This is a genomic window from Bacillus sp. MT94, assembly GCF_058792475.1.
Genome location: NZ_JBXAEZ010000001.1, coordinates 1,106,125 through 1,120,301 on the forward strand (window position 1 = coordinate 1,106,125; position 14,177 = coordinate 1,120,301).

Genomic DNA, 14,177 nt, shown 5'->3' on the forward strand with positions numbered 1-14,177 from the left:
ATACGGTGTGCTATTTTACATCTATAAAAATATATTATCTGGGTATGGTAGTGCTAAAGTAGGCTTTTCAGAAAATGAGAAATATTGTAGTTTTAAAGATTCACCATCTATCGATTTCAGTTTTCCACTAGTAATTTCACATTCAAACACAACAACAATATATTCTACTTGATCGCCATTCGGATATATATGACGGAACCTTTCCCCTCCAAATACCCCTTTTTGTTTTTTTACTTGCACTTTCAAACCCGTTTCTTCCCACACTTCACGAACTACCGCTTCTTCTGGAGTTTCTCCAGGCTCAATTGCTCCAGCTGGCAAACTCCAGTATTCTCCACCAGGATATTGAAATAAGATTTTCCCTTGCTCATTTTTAATAACAGCAGCTACACTCGGTATTAGAATTAGTTCATGGCCTAATTGCTCACGAATTTTTTTATAATATAGCGACATTGACATACAATTCTCTCCCACTCCAATAATAAACAACTGTATTTTCTGACACCTATTGTATAATAATACCAATAGCAATTTCTATATAGAAAGGATAAGAAAATTACTCCCCTTTATATCTGCTACACTAGATAATTTATACAGTTCTAAACCTCGCGTTTTCCATTCTTGTGAATCTTGTTTAATTATCTTTTTAAAATATTTTAGTAGTGGCCATAAAGCATACTCCTTATGATCTACATAACATAACTAACAACATCCCATTTTAACTTTTCATTAATTTCACTCATAAGTTGGGGTATTACTACTTCACCATATTTTTTAAAACATTCATGAGTTCCTTCGTAATTTTCAAATAAAGTTTGATTAAAAATATCGTGTTAACCCGTATTCTATGGTAAATAAAAAGAATCCATTTTGAAAAAGATTGATCAAAATGGATTCTTATCCAGCAGGTTTATGTTTTGGTTTTATAAAAAAGTTTGATCATTTTCTATCAATGAAAACAATTAATTGACTATTTTTATTATGAAAAGGTCGGAGCAGGAAATTCATCAATTTTGATACGAAGTAAACTATAAGGTTTCTGTCGTAAGTCTTTTCCATAATGAAATCTAGGCTGTCGATGTAATTGGTTCACAATGACATACAAATATTGATCCGGACCAATTGAAAAAGTATCCGGCCACAAAATTCTCGGATCATGTGCGATAGCTTCCATTATGCCATTTGGCAATATCTTACGGATACTGTTGTTTTCATAATCTCCAGCATAAACAGCTCCCTTTGCATCGGTGATCATTCCATCAGACGCACCTTTTTCTCCCCAATACTCCACATGATAAGGTAAATTCATGTCCGGTATCGTTCTGTCTCTCAAGGCTTCTGTTGAGATCGAGAACAAATGCCGACTGGTTAGTGGAGCAAAAAATAATATCTTTCCATCGGGAGAAATCGCAAGACTATCAGACGCCAACCTAAATGGAGAAGTTGAACCGTCTTTGTTTCGATTCATTAAAATTTGACCTTCTACTTTCGGTAAAAAATAGGGATCGGGTGAAGTTGAATTTGCTCCATTTAACCGTCTAAACGCGTTTCCATTTGATAAATCTACGACGATAATAGCTCCTGGTCCTCTTGAAGAAGAATCCGTTATATAGGCATAACCTGCTTTTCCAACACGAAAATCAAAACGGACATCATTCAGATAAGTTGTAGGCAGGACAACATCTTCTGTAAAGGTATATACTTTTCTTATTGTATTGGTTTCTAAATCAACAGCGACTAATTTTGCCCCCCCTTTAATAGGTTCAGAAAAATTGGGTGCCGCTGTATCTAATATCCAAAGCGTTCCCCTTCCATCAGCAACTACACTTTGGACACTGATGAAAGTCATTGGGATATTCTCGGGGTTAACCAAATTGGTTTGTAAATTAGGATAAGGCTGCAATTTATCCTCAAAAATTTCCGCCACCGTAAATTTAACATCGTCTCCCCATTTCGGAAAGCAAATGAAAATACGACCGGTTTCTGAAACAGTAACACCTGTAGGCATAGCCCCATAAAATGCATAAACTAGTTCTAAATTACCGAAATATTTTTCACTAGGTAACATAGGTTTCATAATATCCTCCTCAAGCATTCAAACGGGATATCTCCTATATATGATTTATATTTTTTCTAGTGCATGTTTCTTAATAAGTTTTTCTATACGAAAAGATGATTGAATTGATTGTTTTCGAAATTTAATAAGTCTGTCAGAAGAAAGGAAACATTTTAATTTAAAGGTCTCCAGATGAAGTAGAATTCAATTAGCAGGTAGCGAAGTTCAACATTCCCGAATCAACGTTAAGCTGGTATAAAAATGGGGAAATTTCCCCATTTAAATTTGTGAAAAAATGTACTTAAGCTAAACTGCCCGTTAGTTTAAGTGTAACACTTCACAAACAATCTTTTGAGTATTCTTATTATTCCTGTTTCCTCAACACTTTGGCCCTTTAATTGAACAATACAACTGAAATTTAAGGGGCAAAAGAAAAATCTTATATTAATACAGGGTTTTATCAATCTTTTTTATAAATTATCAAACTTTATTTCAAATCAATACCACACTTTATTCCATGTTCCATGAGTGACTAACGGGTGCTTTGAACAAGAAAATAAAGGTGAGTACATATTATACATGACTAATATGCGCTCACCTTTATTTTTTTAGGATTTTTAGCTTTTAGGTCTTGATAATAATTTTTAGTGGTTTTATTAACAATTTATATTTAGTAAAATTGCTTTTTATGAATTTAATATAAGTCCAAAGAATTTCCTGGTCAATATAATAACGTATATCAGCACACTTTTTCTTTATTTATTCTACTTACAATTCCAACTATAAATTTATATTCAATCCTCCTCTTCTTAGTTTTTTTAAACCCTTCTTTCGTATCAAAAATAAAACACGTTTTCCGAAACCAAATTCGTACATATAAAGACTCAAAATAAATAGGTTTTATAATTCCTCGTTCTTCAAATTCAGTTCCATCTTTATTTTCAGTTTCTGTTCGAACGAACCACCTATTTCCGAAGCCAATTTCAATATACTTCACACACTAACCCCCATTAGGAAATTTCCTTTCTAACAATTCTATTATTTCCCCGGTAAGCGCACATTCCGACAGAACATGAGCCCACAAAGAAAAAGTAGATTACAAAAATCTACTTTATAACTTATATTTTTGCATTCGTTTATAAAATGTACTACGGGGTACATCTAATAGTTTTGCAGCTAATGAAACATTTCCGTTTGTCTTTTGTAATGCTTCAATCATGCTATCACGCTGTATTTTTTCACGAAAATTCAATGTATGTTCGGTTTTATTTTCAACTTGTAACTCAAGTTGTTGTTGATTTCCCATCATTGTTTGTATCAAAAGAGCGACTTGTTTTTCGCATATTTCCCGTCCTTGCGACAAAATGTAAATGCGTTCTAATGCATTTACTAGTTCTCGAATATTTCCGGGCCATGTATGTTGTAAAAATTGATTGCAAATACTCTTTGGAAATACAACATTCCAATTCTTCTGTTCGCAAAAGTGTTGTATAAAATATGGGATATCCTCTTTTCTTTCTATTAACGACGGAACATATAACGGATAAACGTGCAAACGATAATATAAATCTTGACGGAATTTCCCTTCTTCTACTAACCGTAGTAAATCTTTATGTGTGGCAGTAATAATACGAATATTTACTGGTACCTCTTTTGAACTTCCTATTGGAGTTATTGTACGTTCTTGTAAAACACGCAATAATGCTACTTGCATCTCTGGTGGTACTTCACCAATTTCATCTAAAAATAATGTTCCTCCATTCGCTTGTTCAAATTTCCCTTTATATCCTTGACGTCGCGCACCTGTAAATGCACCTTCAGCATAACCGAACAATTCACTTTCTATTAATTCTTTAGGCAAAGAACCGCAGTTAACAGCTATAAAGGGCCCGTCTTTTCTTGGACTATTTTCATGAATCGCTCTCGCGACATATTCCTTTCCCACTCCTGTCTCACCACATACATACACACTAGCATCAGTCGTTGAAACAAGCTTAATTTCTTCTAGTGTGTGTTGAAATGCTCTGCTTGTCCCAGTAACTCCTGGAAAAGTAATTCCTTTTATAAATGTGAGAGCAGAATATGTATTCATTTGTTCGTTTTCCTTTAAATACATACATTTCCCAATCATTCTTTCATTACTATATACTGGTATCTCTAATTTAGTTTCTAATCCATGGTGCATTAACTCTTCAAGTTTCATTCTTGACCAATTATTTATTCGTTCACGAACGCTCTTACTCGCAGAAACGATAACATCACGATGATTACAAATAACTACTTGTTCATCACTATCAATGACATCTAAAAAACGATGAATTAAGTGTAATTCATTTTGATGAACTCTTATGCTACATTCACGTTCTATCGCATGTGCAATTGAAGTTACCATACCGAGCATATATGGATGCGAAAATTCAATTGGACAGGAGAAATCTAGAACACCAATTAATTTCCCGTCATCATTATGAATGGGAGCAGCCGCACAACTCCAGCTATGAGATACCACGGAGTAATGTTCAGTACCACTTATCATAATAGCTTCTTCAATTTCTAGCGCTGTTCCTATTGCGTTTGTCCCCACAGCTGCTTCCGTCCATTTTACACCTTCAATAAAATTAATATGTTTCGCTCGCTTTAACGTTTGTTTATTTCCACTTAACGATAGAACATAACCATCTGGATCGATTAATAATGCCATCATTTGTAGTTCATCAATGGTTTTTCTCATATTTTGTATTTGAGGGATTGCGATATCTAGGAAGATTTCACTCTTTTTCTTTTGATCTTGTAAAAAATTAGAAGACAAAATTTTCTGACCTTTATTCATGTGAGGATTCACATTTGCTTGTTTACATCGATGCCATGACTCTGAAATTCTTTCGTTTATACGGTTCGAATCAAGGACTCCTTCATTAATAAACTTTTTCCATGTATGTAAGTAAAACGGTGAAGCTAACATTGTATCATCTCCCTATTCATTGTTTTGGAGATCTGTAAAAACATACTTTTATTATAAAACTGAATAAAAGCGTTTTCAATAAAACTAGAAAGACGACACAAATATGTTAATAATTTGAATATCTTAATGCACTTCTTTATTCTTTTTTAGTAGCACTATATTTTGTATAATGGAAGCAAAGAAAATACATAACCAAAACCACTTTTGTGGATTACCGTTTATAAAGAAAACAATTACGGCTATTGCAAATAAAATAGTGGATGCTAAACTAAAATATAATTTTGTTTTCATTCCTATTATCCCTCACCCCTCTATTACTTTACAGTACATACTAACTCTTCATTTTTCATCTCTACTATGTACTCCTGTAAAACATATTCTTTCCCGCCATGGTTTTCATACCATTCATGTATTCTTCTAATATGCCTCTCGTCACTTCTAATTTTCGATTCTATTTCTTTATACTGTTCATAACTATCATATTCCCATATGGCAAATACTTCAGACGTACCATTCTTATTATCTTTCATCCAGCGTCCTATTAGCTTAGAACCATGCTTTAATTGATTAGGTAAGTTCGTGTTATTGAAATAATCATTAAATACTTCTATGAATTCATTTTTCACTACATAGTACTTCCTTCTGTAAAACATACTTCTTCACCTCTTTTATGAAAAGTATCAGTAAACCTTCCCATCACTACCGTATTATAATACTTTCCGTCCGATAGTCTTTTGTCATTTTTCAAAACGCCTTCTACTTCAAAACCTAATTTTTTATAAAGATGAATAGCTTTCTCGTTTGTCTCTAATACTTGTAAAGATATTTTATTTACTGCATTTTCGTCAGCCCATTTAATAGATTGTTGTAATAGGCTCTTACCCATTTTATATCCCCAAAACTCTTTTAAAATGCAAACGCCAAACTCCACTTTATGAGATAATCTCTTAAAATTTGATCCTTCACACCTTGAAAATCCAACGATTCGATTGTGCACTTCTGCAACTAAAAAGAGATTCTTCGTCTCTTCACTATCTGTTTTTATTATTTTTTGAAATCCTAGATTATCTATAAATCCCTCTCCAGCATCTCTATCCATATTTTCAGTTTCTCCATCAATCTGAACTCTAATTTTCGATAACTGGTCAGCATCTTTCTCAGCTGCAGAACGAATTGTATAAGTTAATCCATTTATATGAAACTCTTGCTCTTTTACAATCATGTCAAACTCCTTTCAAATGAATATAATGGCGCTATTACAACTTGTTTACCTTGTTTCTCAAAGTCCTGAACAGTTTCTTTACTAGCCTCTTCGTCAGTTATAATAATGTCAATTTTTTTTAGAGACTCTCCTCTTATAAAACAATCTATTCCAAGTTTATTATGCGGAACTAAACAAATATTTCTTCTAGCAATTTCACTTACTCTTTTACTAAAATAAGCAACTTCAGGTGTTGCGGTACTAATACCTTGTAATGAAATGCCTCCACCTGTAGAGAAATACAGATCAATAGAAAATCTACTTATCAATTCAGAGGCAAGTGTATCAGTAATATTCCCTGAAGGTTTTACTTTTCCGCCAATTAAATACGTATCAATATTCTTATATTCTCGTAGATAACCAGCTATTTCTATAGAATTCGTAATAACCGTAAATGATACTTCCGGTAAATATTTCAGCATCGCATTATGAACGGAAGCCCCACCAATAAAAATTGAATCACCTTCTTGTATATAAGATACCGCAACTCTTGCAATTGTGTCCTCATATATTGAGCTATCACTATAACGTTTAGTTGGTTCCGCAGCTAAGTTTCTCACTCGCGTAAGTTCAATTGCACCTCCGTGCGTTCTTTTTAATAAACCATCCTTTTCCATAATAGACAAATCTCTTCTTATAGAATCAATAGACATATCAAATCTTTCCGCAAGATCCTTTGCTATTACTCTTCCATCTGTATTAAGTAGTTCTAAAATTTTCTCTCGACGTTCTTCAGTAAACATGTTATCACCACCGTTATTGAAGGTTCAGAAACTTAAACTTTATTTTAATTATATGCATGCCTCTTCCGTTTTACAATATTTTCAATTCTTATTTATTCCGTTTTATACAGTCTTCTCCCTCTTTCTATCCTGTTAACTTGACAACCAAATAAATGTATATCTGTATATTACGCAAAAATACTTCCATTTACCTTCCTATTGATGTAAAATTATTCCTATGTTTTACTTTTTAATACAGAAAGGGATTACTATGAAATCATTAATCAAAACGACATGTACAGCATTATTATTTACTGGAATATTAACAGGATGTAATAGCAATACTACATCAAAACAAGAAAAGAGCGCTCTCGAAAAGAATGCAATGCACTATGGAGAAATAGTTAAAAATGAATACTATAGAGCGACAGTTGAAAATGCAAAGTTTGAAAAAATAGACAAAGAGCGGCGCCTTACTACTCGTGTTATGATTAATAATGTTCGAGACGATGGACAAACTATTGATCTTTCGGAAATAAAATATTTCATACAAGATGAAAAAACTGGCGAGAAATATGAAGGTGAAGCTCATCCGATAGATGACGAGCACTATAAAAATGTTCCACACGAATTCTCTTTAACTACTGACATTGTGTTTGAACTGAAAACTTCACCAAAAGATTTAAATAATATGTATTTATACATAGATAGCAAAGCTGCGCCGTTAACAAATACATATTGGAAGCTTGATAATTTAGTATCTAAATAGAAAGGCCAGCCTTATACGACTGGTCTTTTTACATTCATACATTTAACACTTATATTCATTTTCTAATAACAGCTTGAATAACATCAGCTAAACCAGTGTGCCCTTTCCCTTCAACTCGCTCTTGTTCTCCATTAAAGAAATGAATTACCTTATGTTCTTCACACCAAGTAAGGATATCAATTGGATCATACAGCATATCAACATCTTTTGGTCCACCAGTACCATAGTTTATTTGTTTTTTTGAGTAAACTTCAAACATAATTAATCCACCAGGCTTTATCGTTTGTATCATTTTACCTAATATCATTTTTTTATAATCATCATGAAAATGTCCAAATACCATAATTGCTGCATCATATTCATTTTCTGGCAAACTATCAGCTAATAAATCTACTTTTTTTGTATGCACGTTTACGTTATGCTTCTCTGCCAATTTTTTTGTCTTTTCTAATCCATCTTCCGAATAATCAATAGCTGTTACTTCGTTCCCTTGTCTTGCTAGAAATACAGCATTTCTACCTTCTCCCTCCGCAAATGCTATTACTTTATTGTGATTTGCTAAACGAAATGCTTGTTCTTTAATAAATGTATTAGGTTCTTCCCCGTAAAAATATTCATCTGATTTATATCGATCATTCCAAAAATTATTCATCATCTTCTCTCCTTCTTCATATCATTTTCTAACTACAATTAAAGATATTAAAGAGCCTTTTTATCCTTAATTAATTTAAAAATAAAAGCAGATTAAAAATCCACTTTTATTTTTTTCGCAAGATCTACGATTTTTTGATTTCTTAACTCTTCTTCCATTTTCTCTTCTGCTGCGAGCATTGCCTCATTAATTAAACATCCAGGTTTGTCATGTAAACAACAGTCAAACAATGATGTTTTGCCTTCAATTGCATGTATAATATCTAAAAATGAAATATCTTCCCAATTCTTACTAAGCGAGTAACCGCCCTTTGGACCAGATGATGAGTGTATCATCCCTTCCTTCGTCAACTTAGTTAGTATTTTAGACAAGTACGTTGGTGAAACATTTTGCATTTCTGCTAATTGGTGAACACTAACTAACTTATTTGGTGTGGCCTTTGCCAGAAAAAGCATTGTATGAAGAGCATAATTTGTAGCTTTAGAATATTTCATAGTACAGCTCCTATTGTAGACTTCATGTATCTACAATAACTTTATTTTTTTATTATGTCAAACGTTTGTAATACTCCATACAACATTATTTCTTCACAAGTAATACATCTGCTGCGCAAATCGTCACTTCTCTAAATGGAGAGTCAAATAAAACACCTAGTTCAAAACCATCTTCAGTAAGAGCTATTTCATGATATAGCCACCAACAACTGTCAAAGTTTTCCTGCATAGAACACTTTGTTACTCCTATAAAGGTTACTTCAAGTTTATCAAATTCACTAAAAGTACCACTGCAATCTAATACGATAGACAAAGTATCTTCTGATTCTCTCTTTATTACTTTAATTACACTATCGTGTAGTGATGTCTTGTGTAACTGAGCGACATTTGACGGAAGTTTTTTCTCAATGGAATTAAAATATTCTACGTATGATTGATCTAATTGTGCCATTCTTTTCTCATAATCTGTTGTCCACTCTTGCATAAGTTTTTTCAGTTCACCTGATGGGTATTCTGAATTAATTGTTATGTTTTGTATAATTGAGTATATCGATTCAGGAAGGAATTTTAATAAATCTATTTTCCTTTCCTCTATTTCTTCCTTTAAACTTTGTATATCCATTTCCGACCATTCTTTTATAGACTCTATAAAACTTACAAATTATAAAACTTGCATTTTTTTATACCATTCTCTTGTAAAATATTTCAATGACACCTCTCCTAAAATATCTTTACATCCAGTAAAAGCAATACATCCACTTATTATATCATTCCAATAACCATTTTTTCTAAAGAAATAATGTAAAAATGTAAATATTCCGCCTATTATTTCTAAAACTTCAGAATATTTACAAAAGTATAAAATTAGAATACATTTTAGCTGTACAAGATTCACCTGTACAAAAATTCAAACAAAAAGGGATGGTTATATGTTGAAGAAATTAGTAGCAGGGACATTAATAGCTGGTTTTGCATTAACTGGAGGACTAGGTGCAGTAAGTGCTGAGGAAAAAAGTAACACAATTAAGTCATTTGATTATTTAAAAGTGGATGAACAAAATGTTAATTCATTTGCAAAATTAAGTGATCAGGATAAGAAAGATATCCAAATTACTATGGTATTACCAGAGCAAAATGAAAATGGAGATTGGCTAGCTTATGGTTTTACTAGCCGTGAAACATTGGATGCGTATATTGCAAAGGATAAAAAAGCAATTAAAAATAATATTAATCCTTTAGGTAGCGGTGCTGGTAGTACTGATTTTTACGAACATAAAGATAAAGGTGGTCAATATATTTACTGGAGCAGCGGCTTTAAAAACTTACCATCTAGCTGGAATGACAGAATTTCTTCTGTAAGTACAGCGTCACCTTCTGCAAGTTATTCAACGACACTTTGGGAGCACACTTCAACACAAGGATATGGAAAAGGTGTTATATTTAAACACGCTGATTGGTATGGTAAAACTGCTAATTTAGCTCCTGATTGGAACGATATTACTTCAGCGATTGAAATTAAAAAATAATAAGATATTCTATTAATAAAAAATCAAACCACTATTCTCTTATTTGTTTAGAGAATAGTGGTTTATTATATTTCAATTTAAGCATGTACAGCATGTCCTACCGCTTGCATTAACGCTTCATGAATTGCTTCTGATAAAGTAGGGTGTGCTGCAATATAATCTCTCATTATATCAGCGGTAACTTCTGTATGAATCATTATGGTTCCTTGACCAATAAGTTCAGTTGCATGAGGACCGATAATAGAAATCCCTACAATTTCTTGGTATTTAGGTTCTACAATGACTTTTACTTTACCTACTTGTTCTCCTAAAATAAGAGCTTTTCCGTTCGCTGTAAAAGGAAATTCTCCGATGAGAATATCACCATATTGTTCTCTTGCACCTTTTTCACTTAACCCGACACTAGCTATTTCTGGAGCTGTGTATATACAACGGGGCACAGCGTGATAATTTACTTTCACGTCTTCTCCGCTTGCGTGTAATGCTGCTGTCGTTCCTTCATGGAAGGCAACGTGAGCAAGCTGAATTCCACCGATCACATCACCAGCTGCGTAAATATGCGATACGTTCGTTTGCATATGTTCATTCACAGCAATCCCTTTATTTGAAAACTGAACCCCTGCCTTTTCTAATCCTAATTGTTGCACTCGTGGTTTTCTTCCTACAGAAACAAGAACAAATTCTGGAGTTACTTCGTGAGTAATTCCCTCGTATTCAAATGAAGCTTGCTTCTTATAGTTATTTAAACCTTTTAAAACTGCTCCCGTAAAAATTTTCACCCCATCTTTTTCTAATTTCTCTCTTAAAGTATTCGCGATATCTTCATCTTCACCAGGTATTAATTGCGGTGCCATTTCAACTATCGATACTTTTGTGCCAAGTCTACTATAAATGCTTGCAAACTCGCATCCTATTACACCACCACCAACGATTAACAATGAAGATGGTACACTCTCAAGAGACATGGCATGGCTACTATTTAAAATCCATTTTCCATCAAACGGAGCGAATGGTAATTCTGTAGGTTCGGAACCAGCTGCGATAATAAAGCTCTCTCCATCAACTACTTCTTCTTTATTTCCTTGTACAACTCGCATACGATGATCCGTTTCGAATTTCGCTGTTCCTTTTACAACTTTAATTTTATTTTTCTTCATTAAATATTGTATTCCTTGGACGAGTTGCATTACGATTTGTGATTTCCTCGCCTGTATTTGATCCCAATCAATTGATATACTTCCTGTATTAAGCGTAACCCCATAATCATTCGCTTTTCTCACAATGTCATGTACTTCAGCACTTTCTAACAGTGATTTCGTCGGCATACACCCAACATTTAAACATGTTCCGCCAAGGTCAGCTTCATCAATAAGAGTGACATCTTTGCCATTTTGAGCCGCGGTAATTGCTGCTACATAGCCAGCAGGTCCGCCCCCAATAACAACTAATTTACTCATTCTCTCACCTTCTCTTTATAAAAGAATTGTTATAGGTTCTTCTAAATAATGTTTAATTGTGCGTAAAAATGCAGCTGCTGGTGCACCGTCTAATACACGATGATCGAATGTTAAACTTAAAGGTAACATACTTCCTTTTCTTAATTTTTTCCCTTTAAATACAGGAACATGTTCAATTGCACCTACACCTAAAATACCAGTTTCAGGTGTATTTAATACCGGTGTGAAATATTCAATACCAAAGCTACCTAAATTACTAATTGTAAATGTCGTTCCGTGCATATCATCACTACTTAAGCTACCTGCTCGTGCCTTTTGTGCCACATTCTTAATCTCTTTAGACAACTCTACTAAAGATAAATTATTTGCAAAGCGAATAGCTGGAACGACTAACCCTTTTTCTAATGCGACTGCCATGCCTAAATGCACATGTTCAAATTGATGAATTGCATCATCTATATAAGCGCTGTTCATTTCTTTATGCTCTCCAAGTGCTAATACAACAGCATGCGAGACGAAATCCGTAATAGTTAATTTATTATCGTATCTTTTTTGTACAACTTCCGCTATTTCTTTATGTAAAGCAACTAAATCTGTTACATCTACTTTCATCGTTAACGTTAATTGTGCGCTATTTTGTAAGCTTGCGTGCATACGATTTGCGATTGCTTTACGCATACCAGTAACAGGAATCGCTTTACTTTCTTCTCGTTCAGATATTTCCGGAACGTTTACTCTTACCTCAAGTGCTTTTAATACATCTGCCTTTGTAATCCTTCCGCCAGGACCTGTACCAACTAATGCCTTGATATTCAGATTTTCAGACTTTGCAATTTTCTTGGCTACAGGTGAAATTTTAATTCTTTGCTTCGATACTTCTTTCCCATTTGCTTCTTGATTTTGTACATTTTGTACTTCTATATTAGATGTTTTTTCTTCTACAACATGTGTGCTTTCCTGCATTTCTACCTTTTCATTCGGTTTACCGATGTAGCAAATTACAGTACCAGGCGGCACTCCTTCATCTTCACTTACAGCTATATCAAGTACCGTACCATCAGCTGGCGCTTCAATTTCCGTTTCAATTTTTTCTGAATTAATACTAGCAATTAGTTCTCCTTTTGCTACATTATCGCCTGCTTTAATATTCCAGCTCGTAATAATACCTTCTTTCATCGCCATACCTAACTTCGGCATTACAACTTCTACAGCCATGTCTCTCTCTCCCTTCTCATCGTTTTATTACACATGTAATAAAGATTGGTCTCCGATCATTTCTGATACAGTTTCAATTACTTTTTCTGGCGTTGGCAAATACAACTTTTCAAGTGGTGGTGAGAACGGAACAGGTGTATGTGGTGCTGTAATTCGTTTAATAGGTGCATCTAACAAATCAAAACCTTTATCCGCTACAATTGCCGCAATATCTGTTGCAATACTACATCTAGGATTCGCTTCGTCAATGACGATAAGACGATTTGTTTTTTCAACAGATGATAAAATAGTATCTTCATCAAGTGGTGATAAAGATCGTGGATCAATTACTTCTACTTCAAGCCCCTTTTTCGATAATTGCTTTGCAGCTGCAAGCGCTGTATGAACTTGCTTTCCGATTGCGACAATTGTTACATCAGAACCTTCCCGTTTAATATCTGCTTTTCCTAATGGAATTGTATAGTATCCTTCTGGCACTTCACCTTTCATATTGTAAAGTGTTTTATCCTCAAAGAAGATTACTGGATCATCATCTTCAATTGCCGCTAATAATAAGCCTTTTGCATCATACGGTGTGGAAGGAACAACAACTTTAATACCTGGTATGCTCGTAAATAATGCGTACAAACTTTGTGAATGTTGAGCTGCTGCACTAAAACCAGCGCCATGCATCGTACGTACTGTAACGGGTACTTTTGCTTTACCTCCAAACATATAACGGAATTTCGCACCTTGGTTTAATACTTGGTCAAGACAACTACCGATAAAATCATTAAACATTAACTCAGCTATCGGACGTAACCCAGTTGCAGCAGCTGCCATCGCAGCTCCCATATAACCCGCTTCAGAAATTGGTGTATCCAATATACGATTTCGGCCAAACTCTTGTACAAGTCCTTTCGTAACACCAAGAACACCACCCCAAGCTTCATCATCTTGCAGGTGATCAACTTGTGCACCGCCTGCAACATCTTCACCTATTAAAATTACATTTTCATCACGACGCATTGAGATTTTCATCGCTTCATTAATTGCAGTTGACATACTTACTGTTCTAGTCATA

Annotated in this window: 16 protein-coding genes; 2 read left to right on the forward strand and 14 right to left on the reverse strand. The window is 34.0% G+C overall.

The window, feature by feature from the left end; genetic code table 11:
- Window positions 1–21 precede the first annotated feature (21 nt).
- The 8 genes from AC1Q51_RS05360 to AC1Q51_RS05395 all read right to left on the reverse strand — a co-directional run bounded on the left by AC1Q51_RS05360 (window position 22) and on the right by AC1Q51_RS05395 (window position 7,022).
- Window positions 22–459 (reverse strand): NUDIX hydrolase, encoded by a 438-nt coding sequence (locus AC1Q51_RS05360; protein ID WP_025118390.1) that lies wholly within the window; start codon window positions 457–459, stop codon window positions 22–24.
- A 520-nt stretch (window positions 460–979) separates the two neighbouring features.
- A complete protein-coding gene (locus AC1Q51_RS05365) occupies window positions 980–2,077 on the reverse strand; it encodes an L-dopachrome tautomerase-related protein (protein WP_033657518.1) in 1,098 nt (365 codons plus the stop codon).
- A gap of 718 nt (window positions 2,078–2,795) precedes the next feature.
- Entirely contained in the window at window positions 2,796–3,053 is a 258-nt protein-coding gene (locus AC1Q51_RS05370) for a DUF3977 family protein (RefSeq protein ID WP_000873825.1), read from the reverse strand.
- Window positions 3,054–3,167: 114 nt separating this feature from the next.
- Window positions 3,168–5,018 (reverse strand): sigma-54-dependent Fis family transcriptional regulator, encoded by a 1,851-nt coding sequence (locus tag AC1Q51_RS05375; protein WP_492331420.1) that lies wholly within the window; start codon window positions 5,016–5,018, stop codon window positions 3,168–3,170.
- A 123-nt stretch (window positions 5,019–5,141) separates the two neighbouring features.
- Window positions 5,142–5,309 (reverse strand): hypothetical protein, encoded by a 168-nt coding sequence (locus AC1Q51_RS05380; RefSeq protein ID WP_000850650.1) that lies wholly within the window; start codon window positions 5,307–5,309, stop codon window positions 5,142–5,144.
- A 23-nt stretch (window positions 5,310–5,332) separates the two neighbouring features.
- On the reverse strand, window positions 5,333–5,671 hold the full coding sequence (locus AC1Q51_RS05385) for an NIPSNAP family protein (protein WP_071713682.1): 339 nt from the start codon (window positions 5,669–5,671) through the stop codon (window positions 5,333–5,335).
- Window positions 5,644–6,240, reverse strand: a complete 597-nt coding sequence (locus tag AC1Q51_RS05390; protein WP_000635672.1) for a GNAT family N-acetyltransferase — start codon at window positions 6,238–6,240, stop codon at window positions 5,644–5,646. Before AC1Q51_RS05390 ends, AC1Q51_RS05385 begins: the two co-directional genes overlap by 28 nt.
- Window positions 6,237–7,022: a DeoR/GlpR family DNA-binding transcription regulator gene (locus AC1Q51_RS05395; protein WP_000493642.1), complete on the reverse strand. Its 786-nt coding sequence runs from the start codon at window positions 7,020–7,022 to the stop codon at window positions 6,237–6,239. The genes AC1Q51_RS05390 and AC1Q51_RS05395 overlap by 4 nt, the downstream gene beginning before the upstream one ends.
- A gap of 250 nt (window positions 7,023–7,272) precedes the next feature.
- On the opposite strand from AC1Q51_RS05395, the gene AC1Q51_RS05400 reads away from it, so the two are divergent.
- Window positions 7,273–7,770, forward strand: a complete 498-nt coding sequence (locus AC1Q51_RS05400) for a hypothetical protein (RefSeq protein ID WP_000838465.1) — start codon at window positions 7,273–7,275, stop codon at window positions 7,768–7,770.
- A 55-nt stretch (window positions 7,771–7,825) separates the two neighbouring features.
- Here the strand turns inward: AC1Q51_RS05400 and AC1Q51_RS05405 are convergent, their stop codons facing one another.
- The 3 genes from AC1Q51_RS05405 to AC1Q51_RS05415 form a co-directional block, all read right to left on the reverse strand.
- Complete coding sequence (locus tag AC1Q51_RS05405) at window positions 7,826–8,425, reverse strand: class I SAM-dependent methyltransferase (RefSeq protein ID WP_492331421.1); 600 nt, start codon at window positions 8,423–8,425, stop codon at window positions 7,826–7,828.
- A gap of 89 nt (window positions 8,426–8,514) precedes the next feature.
- Complete coding sequence (locus AC1Q51_RS05410; RefSeq protein ID WP_000877649.1) at window positions 8,515–8,916, reverse strand: Rrf2 family transcriptional regulator; 402 nt, start codon at window positions 8,914–8,916, stop codon at window positions 8,515–8,517.
- Window positions 8,917–9,001: 85 nt separating this feature from the next.
- Window positions 9,002–9,565, reverse strand: a complete 564-nt coding sequence (locus tag AC1Q51_RS05415; protein ID WP_492331434.1) for a DUF4085 family protein — start codon at window positions 9,563–9,565, stop codon at window positions 9,002–9,004.
- Between the two features lie 280 nt (window positions 9,566–9,845).
- Here AC1Q51_RS05415 and AC1Q51_RS05420 point away from each other — a divergent pair, with 280 nt between their 5' ends.
- Entirely contained in the window at window positions 9,846–10,442 is a 597-nt protein-coding gene (locus AC1Q51_RS05420; RefSeq protein ID WP_072938710.1) for a hypothetical protein, read from the forward strand.
- A 77-nt stretch (window positions 10,443–10,519) separates the two neighbouring features.
- Here the strand turns inward: AC1Q51_RS05420 and lpdA are convergent, their stop codons facing one another.
- The 3 genes from lpdA to acoB are packed head-to-tail and all read right to left on the reverse strand — an operon-like array spanning window position 10,520 to window position 14,176.
- Window positions 10,520–11,899 carry a dihydrolipoyl dehydrogenase gene (gene lpdA / locus AC1Q51_RS05425; RefSeq protein WP_072938713.1) on the reverse strand — a complete coding sequence of 460 codons (1,380 nt, stop codon included), beginning with the start codon at window positions 11,897–11,899 and terminating at the stop codon, window positions 10,520–10,522.
- A 15-nt stretch (window positions 11,900–11,914) separates the two neighbouring features.
- A complete protein-coding gene (locus tag AC1Q51_RS05430; protein ID WP_000257778.1) occupies window positions 11,915–13,114 on the reverse strand; it encodes a dihydrolipoamide acetyltransferase family protein in 1,200 nt (399 codons plus the stop codon).
- Between the two features lie 27 nt (window positions 13,115–13,141).
- Entirely contained in the window at window positions 13,142–14,176 is a 1,035-nt protein-coding gene (acoB, locus tag AC1Q51_RS05435) for an acetoin:2,6-dichlorophenolindophenol oxidoreductase subunit beta (RefSeq protein WP_000198898.1), read from the reverse strand.
- Between the last annotated feature and the right edge of the window lies 1 nt (window position 14,177).

Excerpts from the sequence above, each read along its gene's own strand:
- AC1Q51_RS05360 (WP_025118390.1), bottom strand. The coding sequence starts at position 459 with ATGTCAATGTCGCTATATTATAAAAAAATTCGTGAGCAATTAGGCCAT.
- AC1Q51_RS05365 (WP_033657518.1), bottom strand. The coding sequence starts at position 2,077 with ATGAAACCTATGTTACCTAGTGAAAAATATTTCGGTAATTTAGAACTA.
- AC1Q51_RS05375 (WP_492331420.1), bottom strand. The coding sequence starts at position 5,018 with ATGTTAGCTTCACCGTTTTACTTACATACATGGAAAAAGTTTATTAAT.
- AC1Q51_RS05380 (WP_000850650.1), bottom strand. The coding sequence starts at position 5,309 with ATGAAAACAAAATTATATTTTAGTTTAGCATCCACTATTTTATTTGCA.
- AC1Q51_RS05385 (WP_071713682.1), bottom strand. The coding sequence starts at position 5,671 with ATGTTTTACAGAAGGAAGTACTATGTAGTGAAAAATGAATTCATAGAA.
- AC1Q51_RS05390 (WP_000635672.1), bottom strand. The coding sequence starts at position 6,240 with ATGATTGTAAAAGAGCAAGAGTTTCATATAAATGGATTAACTTATACA.
- AC1Q51_RS05395 (WP_000493642.1), bottom strand. The coding sequence starts at position 7,022 with ATGTTTACTGAAGAACGTCGAGAGAAAATTTTAGAACTACTTAATACA.
- AC1Q51_RS05400 (WP_000838465.1), top strand. The coding sequence starts at position 7,273 with ATGAAATCATTAATCAAAACGACATGTACAGCATTATTATTTACTGGA.
- AC1Q51_RS05405 (WP_492331421.1), bottom strand. The coding sequence starts at position 8,425 with ATGATGAATAATTTTTGGAATGATCGATATAAATCAGATGAATATTTT.
- AC1Q51_RS05410 (WP_000877649.1), bottom strand. The coding sequence starts at position 8,916 with ATGAAATATTCTAAAGCTACAAATTATGCTCTTCATACAATGCTTTTT.
- AC1Q51_RS05420 (WP_072938710.1), top strand. The coding sequence starts at position 9,846 with ATGTTGAAGAAATTAGTAGCAGGGACATTAATAGCTGGTTTTGCATTA.
- lpdA (WP_072938713.1), bottom strand. The coding sequence starts at position 11,899 with ATGAGTAAATTAGTTGTTATTGGGGGCGGACCTGCTGGCTATGTAGCA.
- AC1Q51_RS05430 (WP_000257778.1), bottom strand. The coding sequence starts at position 13,114 with ATGGCTGTAGAAGTTGTAATGCCGAAGTTAGGTATGGCGATGAAAGAA.
- acoB (WP_000198898.1), bottom strand. The coding sequence starts at position 14,176 with ATGACTAGAACAGTAAGTATGTCAACTGCAATTAATGAAGCGATGAAA.